Here is a 15,062-nt window from a genome sequence, read left to right on the forward strand (position 1 = left end):
GCCCGCTCCGTACCGCTTAGCGGTCGGAGCCGGGTAGTTTACACGCCCGTCCATTCCAAGCCCCGCTACAGCCATCTGCAAAACTATCCGCTCTCTCCCACCCCCAAGGCAACAACAGGCGGTCAGGGAAAGAGCGGTCTAGCGGGCCTTCAACTGGAACCTGACTGCCGGGAGGAACTCCAAGCGAGCCAGAACGCGAAGACTCTTCAGCAGACTGAAGGATCTAAGTTCAGACCGTTAGAGAACAGCCCCGGCGCACAGCCGGCTGAACCCAACTTGACGACCCTTACAACTACTACTATCTGGCATCCGCAGGAACCTCCCTTACTCAACGACACCCTGAGACTAGCACAAATCTTTTCTTGTTTTCTCGATCAGGGAGTTCATGCGGTGGTTTGTTGGAGCCGTTTGAGAGCTCCAGGCGCTCTGGGTGACCGTGGGCTTCGGATCCCCTGTCCCACAAGAGGGGTGAGGGATGGACTGCTGAGGATAAGGCGACAGCGTAGGATAGAGAGACGCCCTTTAGGTTGCTCGAGTTGCCGTGGACTACAAAAGTACCCTCAACCTGCCCCAAACTCAGTTTCCCATGCGGGCAGAGGCTGCCAAGAGAGAACCCGCCATTCAAGCCTTTTGGCAGGAAGAGCAAATCTACCAGCGCCTTGCCGACCACAATCCTGGGGATCCCTTTGTCCTGCACGATGGACCGCCCTACGCCAATGGCGATATCCACATGGGCACCACCCTCAACAAGATCCTCAAGGATATCGTCAACAAGTACCACATCCTGCAGGGGCGCAAGGTGCGCTACGTGCCCGGCTGGGATTGCCACGGCCTGCCCATCGAACTGAAAGTGTTGCAAAGCCTCACCCCGCAGGAGCGGGAAAACCTCACCCCTCTGCAGCTGCGACAAAAAGCCAAGGAGTACGCCCTGCACTACGTTGATGTGCAGCGGGCCAGTTTTCAGCGCCTGGGGGTATGGGGATCCTGGGATCGGCCCTACCTGACGCTGTCGCCGGAGTACGAAGCCGCACAGATTGAGGTGTTTGGACAAATGGCCCTCAAGGGCTACATCTACCGCGGCCTCAAACCCGTCCACTGGAGCCCCAGCTCCCAGACGGCTCTGGCGGAAGCGGAGCTGGAGTACCCTGACAACCACATCTCCCCCAGCATCTACGTGGCCTTTCCCCTGCAGAGCCTCAGCCCGGCGGCGCAGCCGGTTTTGGAGCCTTTCATGCCGGGCCTGCGGGCAGCCATCTGGACCACCACCCCTTGGACGATCCCGGCCAACCTGGCTCTCTGCTTTAACCCCAAGCTCACCTATGCAGTGGTGGAGTCTCCCCGCTTCGGCCTGCTGTTGATCGCCGCCGATCTGCGGGAGCGGCTGGAGAAGGTTCTGGAGACGCCTCTGGAGATCAAGGCCACCCTGCCGGGATCCGCCCTGGAATACAGTCAAGGACGGCACCCCCTCTTTGACCGCGCCAGCCTCTGCGTGCTGGGGGACTATGTCACCACCGAGTCCGGCACCGGCATTGTGCACACAGCTCCGGGGCATGGGGAAGATGACTTCAAAACCGGCCAAAAGTATGGTCTGCCCATTCTCAGCCCTGTGGACGATCAGGGGAGATTTACCGCCGAGGCCGGATCCCAGTTCGTCGGGTTGGATGTGCTCTCCAAGAAGCCGGAGACCAGCGGCAATGCTGCTGTCATCCAGGCTCTGCAGGCTGCGGGGGCTTTGCTCAAGGAAGAGCCCTACAACCACAAATATCCCTACGACTGGCGCACGAAAGAGCCAACGATTTTCCGGGCCACCGAGCAGTGGTTTGCGTCTGTAGCTGGCTTCCGGGAGCTGGCCCTGCAGGCCATTAAAACCGTGAAATGGATCCCGGCCATCGGGGAGAACCGCATCACTGCTATGGTGTCGGAGCGCTCGGATTGGTGTATTTCCCGCCAGCGGGCTTGGGGTGTGCCCATCCCCGTCTTTTACGACGAAGAAACCGGCGAGGTTCTGCTCACCGCCGAGACCCTCGACCACATCAAGGCCATCTTCGCCCAAGAGGGATCCGACGCCTGGTGGAAGCGCCCGGTGGAGGAGTTGCTGCCGGAGAAGTACCGCCACAATGGCCGCACCTACCGCAAAGGGATGGACACCATGGACGTGTGGTTTGACTCCGGCTCTTCCTGGGCGGCAGTGGCCAAGGCGCAGGGGTTAGGCTACCCGGTGGATCTGTATTTGGAAGGCTCCGACCAACACCGGGGCTGGTTCCAATCCAGTTTGCTCACCTCCGTGGCCGTCAACGGCCATGCCCCCTACAAGGCGGTGCTCACCCATGGGTTTGTGCTGGACGAGAAAGGCCAGAAAATGAGCAAGTCCCTGGGCAATGTCATCGATCCGCTGGTGTTAATCAACGGCGGCAAAGATCCCCAGACGGATCCCGCCTACGGGGCGGATGTGCTGCGCCTGTGGGTCTCCAGTGTGGACTACTCCGGGGATGTGCCGCTGGGTAAGACCATTCTTGGGCAAATGGCGGATGTATATCGCAAAATCCGCAACACAGCTCGCTTTTTGCTGAGCAACCTCTACGATTTCAATCCGGCTCAGGATGCCGTTCCTTTTGAAGCCTTGACGGAGCTAGACCGCTACATTTTGCACCGCCTGCACGAGGTGGGATCCGAGATCGGCGAATCTTTTGCCAGCTATCAGTTCTACCGCTTTTTCCAGGCGATTCAGAACTTTTGTGTGGTGGATCTCTCCAACTTTTACCTGGATATTGCCAAGGATCGCCTCTACATTAGCCATGCCCAAAGTCTACGGCGGCGCCAATGTCAAACGGTGCTCTCCCTGTTGCTGGAGAACTTGGCCAAGGCCATCGCCCCCGTTCTCTCCCACCTGGCCGAAGAGATTTGGAGCCATCTGCCCTATCCCAAGCCCACCCGTTCGGTGTTTGAGGGGGGGTGGATGAAGCTGCCGGAGCACTGGCGGGATCCCCAGTTGGCGGCCATTTGGGAGCAGCTGCGAGAGGTGCGCCAAGAGGTGAACAAGGCTCTGGAGCAAGCCCGTACCGGTCGCGTTAGCGGGACGGAGTCCTTTAAGCCCATCGGCGCTTCCACCGAGGCCAAGGTAATCCTGAAGGTAGCGGATCCCGGCCTGTACTCTCTTTTGCAGGAGCGGGCTGCCGAGTTGCGCTACTTGTTCATCACCTCACAGGTGGAACTGGAGAAGGCCTCAGGTCAAGGCTTGCAGATCTCTGTTTTTCCGGCTGACGGCCAAAAGTGCGTGCGCTGCTGGAACTATTCCACCCGTGTGGGGGAATTTGCCGAACATCCAGAGCTGTGTGAGCGTTGTGTAGCCGCTCTGGCCGGGGAGTTTTGAATTCGGGACCCCGTCCTGCTGGCGGGAAGGGATCCCCCTCTTTGAATTGGCTCTTTCTCCGGACAGGTCTTGTCGGCCTTCTTCGGGATCAAGGGGCAGAGCTGCGGGATGGGATCCCCTCGACATGGGTGTGCAGCACTTTGCCGCACAGGGTTTTCTCCAGCCAGGGAGTCGCTGGCGATCGGGAGTGGAGAGTGGCAACAGAAACCGTCCAAGGGTGGGTGGGATCAAACAGCACCCAGTCGCTGTGGGGGGTGAGGGTGGGCGGATCTAGGTTTAGGCAGCGGGCCGGGTACAGGCTGAGGGCAGACCACAGTTGCAGCGCTGTCAGGGATCCCGTTGCCACCAAATGTTGCCACAGCAGCGGCAGAGCCAGCTCCAGGCCCATCGCCCCCGGCGGGGCATCGGCAAAGGGCAGGGTTTTCTCTTCATGGGTGTAGGGGTGGTGATCCGTCGCGATCCCCAGGCTGCCGGAACGGATCCCGGCGATCAGAGCCTCTCGGTCGCCAGCGCTGGGAAGAGGGGGCAGAAGGCGAAGGTGGGGATCGTAGCGGTGCTCAAAGACGGCCTCTTCGGACAAGATCAGGTGCATCCAAGTGGCGCTGGCGGTAACCGGCAGTCCTTCGGCTTGGGCCTGTTGGATCAGCTCCAGGCTGCGGGCTTGGCTCAGGCGCATAATATGCACAGGCGGAGGGGAAGGAACGCTCCTGATCACCTCCAAGAGACGGGCCAGAGCGGCAGTTTCGGCACTGGCAGGGATCCCTTTCAGCCCCAGGCGCAGCGCCCAGATCCCTTCGTAGAGGCTACCTTGCCCGGCCAAGGTGGGATCCCAGGCCCAGAGCAGCAGGGGTTTATTCTCCAGCCGCAAATACTCCAGAGCCCGCCGCAGCAGAGCCAGGGAGCGCAGCGGCTGAACCTCTGCAAAACCAACTGCTCCCGCTTGCGCCAGTTCTCCCCAGGGGGTTGGGGTTTCTCCCTGGCCACCCACGCTCAGGGCAGCCCAGGGCAGCCAGCGGGGATCCCCCAATTGGCGGGGGTAGCGGTTCAGGTGTTCCGGGCGATCCAGCACCGGAAATAGGCCGCTTCCGGGAAGGGGGGTGGGCAGAAGCCCCACCTGGGTAAAGCCTCCCGCCAAAGCCGCTGCAGCCAAAGAGGTCAGGGTTTCCCGACTGTGGGCCAGAAAGTGCTCCGCACCGCTTACGCGACCGTTGCCAACCCCCTCGCCGCTGTGGGCATACAGATCCAGCAAACCCGGCCCCACCACCCAACCTGAGCCATCGATGGTGGGGATGTCGGCAGGGATCCCTGCTGGCTCGGTGGCCCGTAGGCGACCCTCTTGCAACCACACATCGGTTACTTCATCCCGCTGGCGCAAGGGATCCAATAGGCGCACTCTCTGGAGACACACATCTGGTAAGGACTCCGTCCCGCTAACGCGACCGGTCAGCTTGCGGAGAGGAGAGGATCCCATCTTCACAAAGCTCCGGCAGTGGTGCAGTCCAGGATCTGGCCGGACAGATGGGTGGTGAGGTTCAACACCTTCAAAACCGGGGCACCCTCCTTACCTTCTGGATAGTCGATCACCGTAATGGCGCCATTCCCCTGCTTGAAGATCCAAAAGGCTTGGGGGGAAAGGTCGAACAACTGACAGATGATCGCCTTGTTGATGGCATCGTGGGCAACAACAACCGCCGTGCCCTGAGGAAACTGGGCTGCGGTGATGGCCAAAAGCTCCTGCCAAGCGGAGCGAGTGCGCTCCCACACCTGGTGAAGGTTTTCCCCATTGGGCATCTGCACACTGGCGGGATCCCGTTGCCAGCGCTCCAGCTCGCCGGGGTATTCGGCTTCGACTTCGCTTTGCAGCTTGCCCTCCCAGTCGCCGTGGCAGATCTCTTGCAAGTCGGGCATTGGGCGCAAAATGAGGTTGCTGTGGTTGCTGCAGATGGCATCGGCTGTGGCCCAAGGGCGCTTCAGGGGGCTGGAGAAGGCCAGTTGCAGAGGTTGAGTGGCCAAAAATTCTGCCACCTTGGCTGCCTGTTCCTCCCCGGTGGCATTGAGGGGGATATCCCGCTGCCCTTGAAAACGGCGCTCTCGGTTCCATTGGGTTTCCCCATGCCGCACCAGCAAGATGCGCATCCCCTGCTTGCGCTTGGGCAGGGCTTGGCCGAGGTGAGCGGTGATGTTCAGAGATTCCAGTTGTGGCGGCCCCTGCAGGCCCTCGGGAAAATTGAGAACGCTGATGGCGCAGTTATCCTGCCCGAGGCGGTGATAGTGGTGTGGCCCCAGGCCGATGGCGGTGCTGACCAGGGCGCGATTGATGCCGCTGTGGCCCACGATGAGGATATTGAGGGGCTGCCTTGGGGAGGGATCCGCTCCATGGTTCCAGGGGCCCGAAGCCGATTGCAGATGGAAAGCCAGCATTTCCCAAAACCCCTGCGCCTGCTGCCAGAGATCCCGCACCGGAAAGCGGCCCTCTAGCTCCAGGGTGTCGGGATGGTGCCGCCACAGGTGGTAATCTTCGGGGTATTTCTCCTGCACCTCGGCAAAGGTCAGCCCTTCCCAGGCCGTCAGGTCGATCTCCCGCAGTTGATCGGTAACGTGCAGAGGGATCCCTTCTCGGTCTTTCAAAAGGATGCGAGCTGTCTCGAGGGCGCGAGACAGGGGGCTGCAATAGGCGCAATCCAACGGGATCCCGGCCAGGGCCTCGGCTACACGCTGCGCCTGCACTTCTCCAGTGGGGGTGAGCCGGGAGAGATCGGAGCGGCCTTGGATGCGATTTTCCAGGTTGAAGGTGCTCTCACCATGGCGCACGATCAAGATGCGCAGGGCAGGCTGGTCGCGGTAGCGGGACGGAGTCCTTGCCATCGCTTGCATGGACTTACTCATCGCAGTAGCGGGACGGAGTCCTTAGAACACCTTCTAGAGTACCGCCACTGGGCGGCGCTCGCCTTCGTCAATTCACCGGTTGGGCTGCCGACTGAGGCGTATTTGGGCTGGTCGCCGCCGGTGATGAGGGCATCCTGGGAGAAGGACTACCGTGGCCGTGCTGCGTTCCCGTTGGCAGGGGTTTTGTCGGGAATGGATGCTGGCGACGCTGTTGGCGCAGTTCTTCTTCCGTTTACTGATCCCTCAAGAGATCCCTTGCCACCGCTAGATAGAATCTGAGGGGACAAAACGTGGGATCCCTCTCCCCTAAGCAAGCGCTGCCATGGTTTCTCCACAATTGGCTTGGGATCCCGGATCCCTGACCGAAAGCCCCAACCCGGCCACAGCCGAGATCGACCGTCTCAGCACCTGGGAACTGGTGAAACGGATCAACGCTGAGGATCGGCGGGTGCCGGAAGCGGTGGCTGCTCAGGCGGAGCCGATTGCCCAAGCCATCGATGCCATTGCCGAGCGGATGAGTCGCGGCGGGCGGCTGATCTATATCGGGGCAGGAACCTCAGGTCGCCTGGGGGTACTGGATGCGGCTGAGTGCCCACCCACTTTTGGCACTTCCCCCGCACAGGTGGTGGCTTTGATCGCCGGGGGGGAAAAAGCCCTGACCCAGGCGGTAGAGGGTGCAGAGGACGACGCAGAAGCGGCTGCCCGCGCGCTGGAGGGTCTTCACCTCCAAGCTCAAGATAGTGTTGTGGGAATTGCCGCCAGCGGTCGTACCCCCTATGTGCTGGGTGGGATCCAAGCCGCCAGAAGTATTGGGGCGCTCACGATTGGCCTGGCCTGTAACCACCCTTCCCCGCTAACCGAGCAGGTGGATATTGCTATTGCCCCTTTGGTGGGGCCGGAGGTAATCCTCGGATCCACCCGCATGAAAGCCGGCACAGCCCAAAAGCTGGTGTTGCATACGATCTCCACCGGGGTGATGATCCGCTTGGGCAAGACTTATGGCAACCTGATGGTGGATCTCCAGGCCAGCAATGCCAAGCTCAAGCAGCGGGCGGAGCGAATAGTGGCCCTAGCCTGCGATCTGGATCCCGCCGCGGCTGCCCAATTGCTGCAGGCTTGTGATGGAGAGGTGAAAACCGCGATCCTTGTGGCCTTGCTGGGGTGCTCTGCTCAGGAAGCTCGTCAGCACTTGCAACAGGCCCAGGGCAACATTCGCCAGGTGCTTGATTCCGTTCTGGCGCAGCGGCGGTGACAATAGTTGAATGGCTTGTCCATGAGCGTTTGCGGCTACCTCTACACGCCTTCCCATGCCCCTTTGCCGGAACAGGAGTTGGCCTGGCTCCAGGGGCGAGGGGCCGATCCCATCCTGCACGATTGGGGATCCCGAACTCATTTGGAGGAGCTGTTCCGACGCATCACAGCCGGCTGGGTGCAGGAAGTGCTGCTCTTGCGCCTGTCGGATCTGGGGGATCGGGCGGATGAAATCCACGAGCGGCTGCTGCAACTCCAACACTCCGGGATCCGCCTCAGCTTGGTCACCGAATCCGGTCTGCAAACCCCCACCGAGGCTGCCGATTGGATCCCCCTGCTGGCCGAGATCCCCCATCAGTTGCAAAGCCGCCGCCTCTGCTGCAGCCAAGCCCAAAACCGCCTGGCGGGCAAGCCTCCCCCCGGCCCTGCCCCCTTTGGCTATCGCCGCGAAGGGGAACGTTACGTGCTGGATCGCCGGCAGGCCAGCATCGTTCAGGATTTTTTCCAGCACTTTCTCCTCTACGGATCCCTGCGGCAGGCGGTGCGCTTCTTGGAGGAAAAACACCACAAGCGGATTTCTGTGGCCACCGGACGCAACTGGCTGCTCAACCCGGTGTACCGCGGGGATCTGGCCTATGCCGACGGCACCACCCTGCGGGACACTCACCCGGCCCTTCTCAGCCGCACGGAAGCCGCCCAGATCGATCGCTGGCTCAAACGCAACCAAGGGATCCCTCGCCGCAGCGCCAGTGCTCCCCGCGCTTTGGCCGGCCTGGTTCATTGCTGCGCTTGTGGCAGCCTTCTGCGCATTGTGCAAACCACCCCTCGCAAGGGGAAAAAGAACGGATCCCCCTACCTCTATCTGCGCTGCCAAACCTGTCGCTACAGCCTCCCCTACACCGAAGTCCTGCAAGAGGTGATCCGGCAGGTGTGCGAACAACTGCCCCAACGCGCCCAGACGCTGGATCGACAAGCCCTCACCCAAGTCCGCCAAGAGCTGCAAGCCCAAATCCAGGCCAACGCCGAGCGGCTGCGGCAATTGGAAGAGCTGCAGCAATCTGGACTGATGGACGAGGCCTCCCTGGCCCAGCGTCGCTACCAGTTGCGAGCAGAGACGGCCCGCTTGGCCCAAAAGCTGGAGCAACTCCCCCCCGCCAACCTCACCCAGACCATCCAAACCCTCTCCATCCCGCCCTTCTGGCAAGACCTCAGCGAGACCGAACGGCGTGCCTACCTGCGGGAATTCCTGCGCAGGATCGAGGTGGATTCTGCAGGAGCGGTGCGAGTTACGTTTGCCTTTGATCCCTGAGAGCGAAGGGTTCCCCCCACCTTCCCCCCAGAATTGAGACCATTCTTGATTCTTTCTCAGCCCAGACCTGCCTCAGCGCCAAGCCAAGAGGACGGGATCAGCGCCATGGCATAGCTGAATCCTTCCCGATTTGGGTGAATTGTCATCTGGAATTGTTTTCTTTTGATCACTGATGAAAGTATATCTAAAACTAAAATCGGGAAAAACATCAAAAATCGACTTGAGAAGCCCTGGGAACTTTCTTAGGACCATTTACAAGATCTGGGAACTTCTAGCTTTTTGAGGAATCCACCTTTATCCTTCGCAACAGTTCTCAGGGGGCGGGTTGGCTGCCGATAATGTCCCTTGTCTGCCCCATGGAGGAACGCGCTGTGAAATTGGCGGTTTACGGAAAAGGTGGGATCGGCAAATCCACCACCAGTTGCAACATCTCGGTGGCCTTGGCCAGGCGGGGCAAAAAGGTCTTGCAGATTGGCTGTGATCCCAAGCACGACAGCACCTTCACCCTGACCGGCTTTCTCATCCCCACCATCATCGACACCCTGGAAGCCAAGGGCTATCACCACGAAGACATCTACCCAGAAGATGTGATCTACCGCGGCTACGGCGGCGTGGACTGCGTGGAAGCGGGTGGGCCCCCGGCAGGGGCCGGCTGTGGCGGCTATGTGGTGGGGGAAACCGTCAAACTCCTGAAGGAGCTGAACGCCTTCGATGAGTACGATGTCATCCTCTTCGATGTGTTGGGGGATGTGGTGTGTGGCGGTTTTGCAGCTCCCCTCAACTACGCCGACTACTGCCTGATCGTAACCGACAACGGCTTTGATGCCCTGTTTGCCGCCAATCGGATTGCTGCCTCGGTGCGAGAAAAGGCCAAAACCCGCAAGCTGCGGTTGGCCGGGCTGATCGGCAATCGCACCAGTAAGCGGGATCTGATTGACAAATACGTCTCGGCAGTTCCCATGCCGGTTATCGAGGTGCTTCCCCTCATTGAAGATATTCGCGTCTCGCGGGTCAAGGGCAAAACCCTCTTCGAGATGGCGGAAACCGATCCCAGCCTGGAGCCCGTCTGCCAGTACTACCTGAACATCGCCGATGAGCTGCTGGCCCGCCCGGAAGGGATCGTGCCCCAACCTGCCGAAGATCGGGAGCTGTTTGCTTTGCTCTCCGACTTTTACAACACTCCAGCCCGCCAACTGGCCTTGGTGTAAGGGATCCCCTGCCGGCTTGGGCAGTGTGTCCAAAAATGAAGCCACTGTTTCGGAAGACTGTCGCAAACCTTATCAATTTGTTGTCCGATCCGCTTTCCCCCCCAAGATGGATCCTGTAGGGATCCCGCTTTGGGAAGGAAATGGCACAGGAGTTGGATATGCAAGGACAAGAGCAACCCACCGTCGTGATTACCGGAGCTTCCTCGGGTGTTGGCCTGTACTCAGCTTTGGCCTTGGCCAAGCGCGGCTGGCACGTGGTGATGGCCTGTCGGGATCTGGACAAAGCCTACCGGGCGGCCCAGCAAGTGGGGATCCCCCAGGGCAGCTATACCCTGATGCAGATCGATCTGGCCAGCTTGGCCAGCGTGCGGCGGTTTGTCGAGCAGTTCCGCAACTGGGGCCGTTCCTTGGACGCCTTGGTCTGTAATGCCGCCATCTACATGCCCCTGCTCAAGCAGCCCCTGCGCAGCCCGGAAGGATATGAGCTGACCATGGCCACCAACCATCTGGGGCATTTCTTGCTCTGCCATTTGATGTTGGAGGATCTGAAACGCTCCACCTATCCAGATCGGCGGCTGGTGATCTTGGGCACGGTTACCCACAATCCCAAGGAGCTGGGGGGTAAGATCCCACCCCAACCCCACCTGGGGGATCTGCGGGGGTTTGCCCAGGGCTTCAAGGATCCCATCAGCATGGCCGATGGCGGCAAATTCGATCCGGTGAAAGCCTACAAAGACAGCAAAGTCTGCAATATCCTCACCATGCGCGAGCTGCACCGTCGCTTCCACGAAAGCACTGGCATCACGTTCCTCTCCCTCTATCCGGGGTGTGTAGCCACCACGGCTCTGTTCCGCCATCACTATCCCCTGTTTCAAAAACTTTTCCCCTGGTTTCAAAAAAACATCACGGGCGGATTTGTTTCTCAGGAATTGGCCGGAGAGCGGGTGGCCCAAGTGGTGGCCGATCCCGAGTTTCGTCGGTCGGGATTCTACTGGAGCTGGGGCAACCGGCAACGCAAGAATGCCAAGCCCTTTAACCAAGAAGTCTCTGACGAGGCGGCGGACGATGCCAAGGCCAAATTGCTTTGGGATCTCAGCGAAAAATTGGTGGGTGTGCCCCAGTTGGCGGCCCTTTAGCCCGAAATGTTCCCCTCTTTATATGGTTGTTAGGAGACGAGCATGAATGCTGCTTTGGATAGTGCCAACGCCCTTAACTTCCAGTGCGAAACCGGCAACTACCATACCTTTTGCCCGATTAGCTGTGTAGCCTGGCTTTATCAAAAAATTGAAGACAGCTTCTTTTTGGTCATCGGCACCAAAACCTGTGGCTACTTTCTGCAAAACGCCATGGGGGTGATGATCTTTGCCGAGCCCCGCTATGCCATGGCGGAGCTGGAAGAGGGGGATATCAGCGCCAAGCTCAACGACTATGAGGAGCTGAAGCGGCTGTGCCTGCAAATTCAACGAGATCGCAATCCCAGCGTGATTGTTTGGATCGGCACCTGCACCACCGAGATCATCAAAATGGATCTGGAGGGCCTAGCCCAGAAGCTGGAAGGGGAGATCGGGATCCCGATTGTGGTGGCCCGGGCCAATGGCCTCGACTACGCCTTTACCCAAGGGGAAGATACGGTTTTGGCCTCGATGGCTCAACGCTGCCCAGAGCAGGTGCGGGCAGAGGAGCAGGAAACCCGCGGGGGTCTCCAGGCGCTTTTTTACGGGCTCCGCTCCGGAACAAAGAAAGAGGAGGAAGGCTTCCACAAGCATCCCCCCTTGGTGATCTTCGGCTCGGTGCCCGATCCGGTGGTGACCCAACTCACCCTGGAGCTGAAGAAACACGGGATCCGCGTCTCCGGCTGGTTGCCGGCCAAACGCTATGGGGAGCTGCCGGCCATCGAGCCGGGCACCTATGTGGTGGGGGTGAATCCTTTCCTCAGCCGCACAGCCACCACGCTGGTACGCCGTAAAAAGGCTAAGCTCATCACCGCTCCTTTTCCCATCGGGCCGGATGGCACCCGCGCCTGGATAGAAGCCATTGCCCGCGAATTGGGGATCCCGACGCCAGGCTTGGCAGAGCGGGAAGCGGAAGTGTGGAACCATCCCCAGGTTCGGGATTATCGGGAGCTGCTGCGGGGCAAGAGCGTTTTCTTCATGGGCGATAACCTGCTGGAGATCTCGCTGGCCCGTTTCCTGGTGCGCTGTGGCATGACGGTGCAGGAAATTGGGATCCCTTACATGGACAAACGCTACCAAGCGGCTGAGCTGGCCCTCTTGGAGCGCACCTGCGAAGAGATGGGAGTGCCCAAGCCCACCATCGTAGAAAAGCCGGATAACTACAACCAAATCCAGCGCATCAAGGCCCTGCAGCCGGATCTGGTGATCACAGGTATGGCCCACGCCAACCCCCTAGAGGCACGGGGGATAACCACCAAGTGGTCGGTGGAGTTCACCTTCGCCCAGATCCACGGCTTCGGCAACACCCAGGCTCTGCTGGAGCTGGTGACCCGACCGCTGCGGCGCAATGCTGCCCTCAAAGGCTTGGGTTGGGAGCGGCTGGTGCGAGAAGAAGCCCCTATCTAACCTTCCGGCTCCTCATTGTCAAACAGTAGACCGTCTAGGTGATCTGGCAGTTGCTGCCGGTCGATCCAGACCATGCCCGCCAGAATAGCCTCGGCCTCGTTTTGAAAGTAGCCGTAGGCTTTGGCGCCAATCTCCGACTCGCAAGAGCCATCTTGCTGGAGCAGTCGGCAGCGAAAGATAAACCCCTTCTCTGTAGCTTGGGTGGTGATGTTCCAGTTGCGATGGATATGCTCGGCCATAGCAGGGATCCCGGCTCGCGAGGGGGTAATTGTCAACTCAGAGGGTGCTCAACACCTCTCGCGCGGCGGCTAGGGTTTTCTCCACATCGGCCTCTGTGTGGGCCAGGGAGGTGAAGCCGGCCTCAAATTGCGAGGGCGCCAGATATACTCCCCGCTCCAACATGCCGCGATGGAAGCGGGCAAATTTCTGCAGATCGGAAGTCTTGGCCTCTTCGTAGTTGCGCACCGGGCCGGCAGTAAAAAAGAAGCCAAACATGCCGGGCAGATAGCCCCCGCACATCTCATGCCCCGTTTCCCGCGCGATCTGCAATAGCCCTGTTGCCAACTTCTCGGTAATCCGCTCCAGGTACTCGTAGGTGCCCGGACGACGCAAAATATCCAGCGTCTGGATCCCTGCTGTCATGGCCAGGGGGTTGCCGGAAAGAGTCCCTGCCTGATACATCGGCCCCGCTGGAGCCACCATTTCCATAATTTCTCGCCGACCGCCGTAGGCCCCCACCGGCAGGCCGCCGCCGATGACCTTGCCCAGGGTCGTTAAATCGGGGATGACCCCAAACTTGGCCTGTACACCGCCATAGCTGATGCGAAAGCCGGTCATCACCTCGTCAAATACCAGCAGGGCCCCGTACTTTTGGGTGAGATCTCGCAAGCCTTCCAAGAAGCCCGGCTGGGGGGGAATAAAGCCGGCATTGCCCACCACCGGCTCTAGGATGACTCCGGCAATGGAGTCGGGGTGCTGTTCAAACAGGGCCTTGACTGCCTCCAGGTCGTTGTAGGGAGCCGTCAGCGTAGCGCTGGTAGCTGCCTTGGGCACCCCCGGCGAGTCTGGCAAGCCCAGCGTGGCCACCCCCGAACCGGCTTTCACCAAAAACATGTCCGCATGGCCGTGGTAGCAGCCCTCAAACTTGATCACCTTTTCCCGACCGGTATAGGCCCGCATCAAGCGCAGCACCGCCATGCAAGCTTCAGTGCCGGAATTGACAAAGCGCACCATCTCCACACTGGGCACCGCCTCAATGACCCGCTCCGCCAGCTCATTTTCCAGAACGCAAGGGGCGCCGAAGCTGGTGCCTTTCTCCAAAGCTCGGCGCAGAGCCTCAATGACCTCGGGGTGAGCGTGGCCAACAATCGCCGGCCCCCAACTGCCGATGTAGTCGATGTATTGGTTGCCGTCCACATCCCAGGCGTAGGCCCCTGAGACACGGTCGAACACTACGGGATCCCCGCCCACCGACTTGAAGGCCCGTACCGGAGAACTCACTCCCCCCGGCATGAGGCTTTGTGCCCGGGCAAAAACCTGCTTGGAGCGGGTGGTGTTAAACGAGGTGGAGTGGAGAGTGCTGGTCATAGAGCATAAGGAGCTTTCAACGCATTACCAAGGCTAGCAAGCAAGGGAGCTTTCTGGTGAGCCCTTTTACCGACCATGAAACTACAAACCCATCCCTGCCAGTGTGTCGATCACCTGCTCCAGGATCAGGGTGAGGTTGGGATGGGAGGTCTCGAACAGGCCCAGCGCCTCTCCAATGCGATCTCTATGCCCTTGGCTCTGTTTGCTCTCGGTTCGGGATCCCAGCTCGGCCAGCACCGCCTCCACTTCCTGGCGAATGGCGGCAATTTGCTGTCGCTGCTTTTCATCCAAGCCAGGGGTTTTTTGCAGCTCAACATCCAGATCGTGCAGCAGTTGTCGCAGTTTCGATTCGGCCATTCTGTAAAGAGACCTTAACGACTTGAGAACCGATTGAGTTTTGACCACCCTGCCTCAATCATACGGTCTGATGGGTTGAAGCAGGGATCTCTTTGTCCAAGGTCTGAGGGCGGGTGAGGCGACGAAGGTGAACTTTGACCGCCGGGGATCCCAGCATTGGAGCAACCTTTGTAGGATGGGCAGTAGAGTCTATCCCCATGTCTGAGCTGGCATTGGCCCTAGTAGGGGCGGCGGTTGCTGCTGCCCTTTTCGTTGGGATTTTCGTCTGGGAACAAAGACGCAGCCAAGAATTGCTGCAGCGGTGGGCGGCAAAGCAGGGCTACTCCCTGTTGAGCCAGGAGGCACGGTACTGGCGGCTGGGGCCTTTTTCCGGGAGCACTTCCAAGTATCAACGGGTATTCCGTGTGCGGATACGGGATCCGTGGGGGCAAGAACGCACCGGCTGGGTGAGGTTAGGGAACTGGTGGCTGGGGCTTTTGTCGGATCAGGTAGAGGAGCGGTGGGAGTAGGCTGGG

General features: G+C 60.0%; 12 protein-coding genes. 7 read left to right on the forward strand and 5 right to left on the reverse strand.

Annotated elements, in window-relative coordinates:
• The first annotated feature begins 586 nt into the window (after positions 1-586).
• Positions 587-3,370 carry an isoleucine--tRNA ligase gene (gene ileS / locus NW843_RS01465; RefSeq protein ID WP_414521914.1) on the forward strand — a complete coding sequence of 928 codons (2,784 nt, stop codon included), beginning with the start codon at positions 587-589 and terminating at the stop codon, positions 3,368-3,370.
• 88 nt (positions 3,371-3,458) lie between these two features.
• Here ileS and NW843_RS01470 read toward each other — a convergent pair whose 3' ends face one another.
• Positions 3,459-4,841 carry a dihydroorotase gene (locus tag NW843_RS01470; protein ID WP_414521898.1) on the reverse strand — a complete coding sequence of 461 codons (1,383 nt, stop codon included), beginning with the start codon at positions 4,839-4,841 and terminating at the stop codon, positions 3,459-3,461.
• 2 nt (positions 4,842-4,843) lie between these two features.
• Positions 4,844-6,244, reverse strand: coding sequence for a histidine phosphatase family protein (locus NW843_RS01475; RefSeq protein ID WP_414373576.1), 1,401 nt, complete (start codon positions 6,242-6,244; stop codon positions 4,844-4,846).
• 334 nt (positions 6,245-6,578) lie between these two features.
• On the opposite strand from NW843_RS01475, the gene murQ reads away from it, so the two are divergent.
• The 5 genes from murQ (at position 6,579) to NW843_RS01500 (ending at position 12,603) form a co-directional block, all read left to right on the forward strand.
• Positions 6,579-7,508, forward strand: a complete 930-nt coding sequence (murQ, locus tag NW843_RS01480; protein WP_414521899.1) for an N-acetylmuramic acid 6-phosphate etherase — start codon at positions 6,579-6,581, stop codon at positions 7,506-7,508.
• Between the two features lie 21 nt (positions 7,509-7,529).
• Positions 7,530-8,816, forward strand: a complete 1,287-nt coding sequence (locus tag NW843_RS01485; protein WP_414521900.1) for a recombinase family protein — start codon at positions 7,530-7,532, stop codon at positions 8,814-8,816.
• 371 nt (positions 8,817-9,187) lie between these two features.
• Positions 9,188-10,024, forward strand: coding sequence for a ferredoxin:protochlorophyllide reductase (ATP-dependent) iron-sulfur ATP-binding protein (gene bchL, locus NW843_RS01490; protein WP_041437180.1), 837 nt, complete (start codon positions 9,188-9,190; stop codon positions 10,022-10,024).
• A 158-nt stretch (positions 10,025-10,182) separates the two neighbouring features.
• Positions 10,183-11,160, forward strand: a complete 978-nt coding sequence (locus NW843_RS01495) for a protochlorophyllide reductase (RefSeq protein ID WP_414357295.1) — start codon at positions 10,183-10,185, stop codon at positions 11,158-11,160.
• A 42-nt stretch (positions 11,161-11,202) separates the two neighbouring features.
• Positions 11,203-12,603, forward strand: coding sequence for a ferredoxin:protochlorophyllide reductase (ATP-dependent) subunit N (locus tag NW843_RS01500; RefSeq protein ID WP_414427845.1), 1,401 nt, complete (start codon positions 11,203-11,205; stop codon positions 12,601-12,603).
• On the opposite strand, the gene NW843_RS01505 is transcribed toward NW843_RS01500, so the two are convergent.
• The 3 genes from NW843_RS01505 to NW843_RS01515 all read right to left on the reverse strand — a co-directional run bounded on the left by NW843_RS01505 (position 12,600) and on the right by NW843_RS01515 (position 14,547).
• Positions 12,600-12,842 (reverse strand): hypothetical protein, encoded by a 243-nt coding sequence (locus tag NW843_RS01505; RefSeq protein ID WP_414521901.1) that lies wholly within the window; start codon positions 12,840-12,842, stop codon positions 12,600-12,602. The two genes, NW843_RS01500 and NW843_RS01505, sit on opposite strands and share 4 nt — an antisense overlap.
• A gap of 37 nt (positions 12,843-12,879) precedes the next feature.
• Entirely contained in the window at positions 12,880-14,190 is a 1,311-nt protein-coding gene (hemL, locus tag NW843_RS01510; protein ID WP_011432645.1) for a glutamate-1-semialdehyde 2,1-aminomutase, read from the reverse strand.
• A gap of 81 nt (positions 14,191-14,271) precedes the next feature.
• Complete coding sequence (locus NW843_RS01515; RefSeq protein WP_414521902.1) at positions 14,272-14,547, reverse strand: DUF4404 family protein; 276 nt, start codon at positions 14,545-14,547, stop codon at positions 14,272-14,274.
• 197 nt (positions 14,548-14,744) lie between these two features.
• Here NW843_RS01515 and NW843_RS01520 point away from each other — a divergent pair, with 197 nt between their 5' ends.
• Complete coding sequence (locus NW843_RS01520; RefSeq protein ID WP_414423681.1) at positions 14,745-15,056, forward strand: hypothetical protein; 312 nt, start codon at positions 14,745-14,747, stop codon at positions 15,054-15,056.
• The last annotated feature ends 6 nt before the right edge of the window (positions 15,057-15,062 follow it).

Source organism: Synechococcus sp. R5-12 (genome assembly GCF_047502655.1).
GTDB lineage: Bacteria > Cyanobacteriota > Cyanobacteriia > Thermostichales > Thermostichaceae > Thermostichus.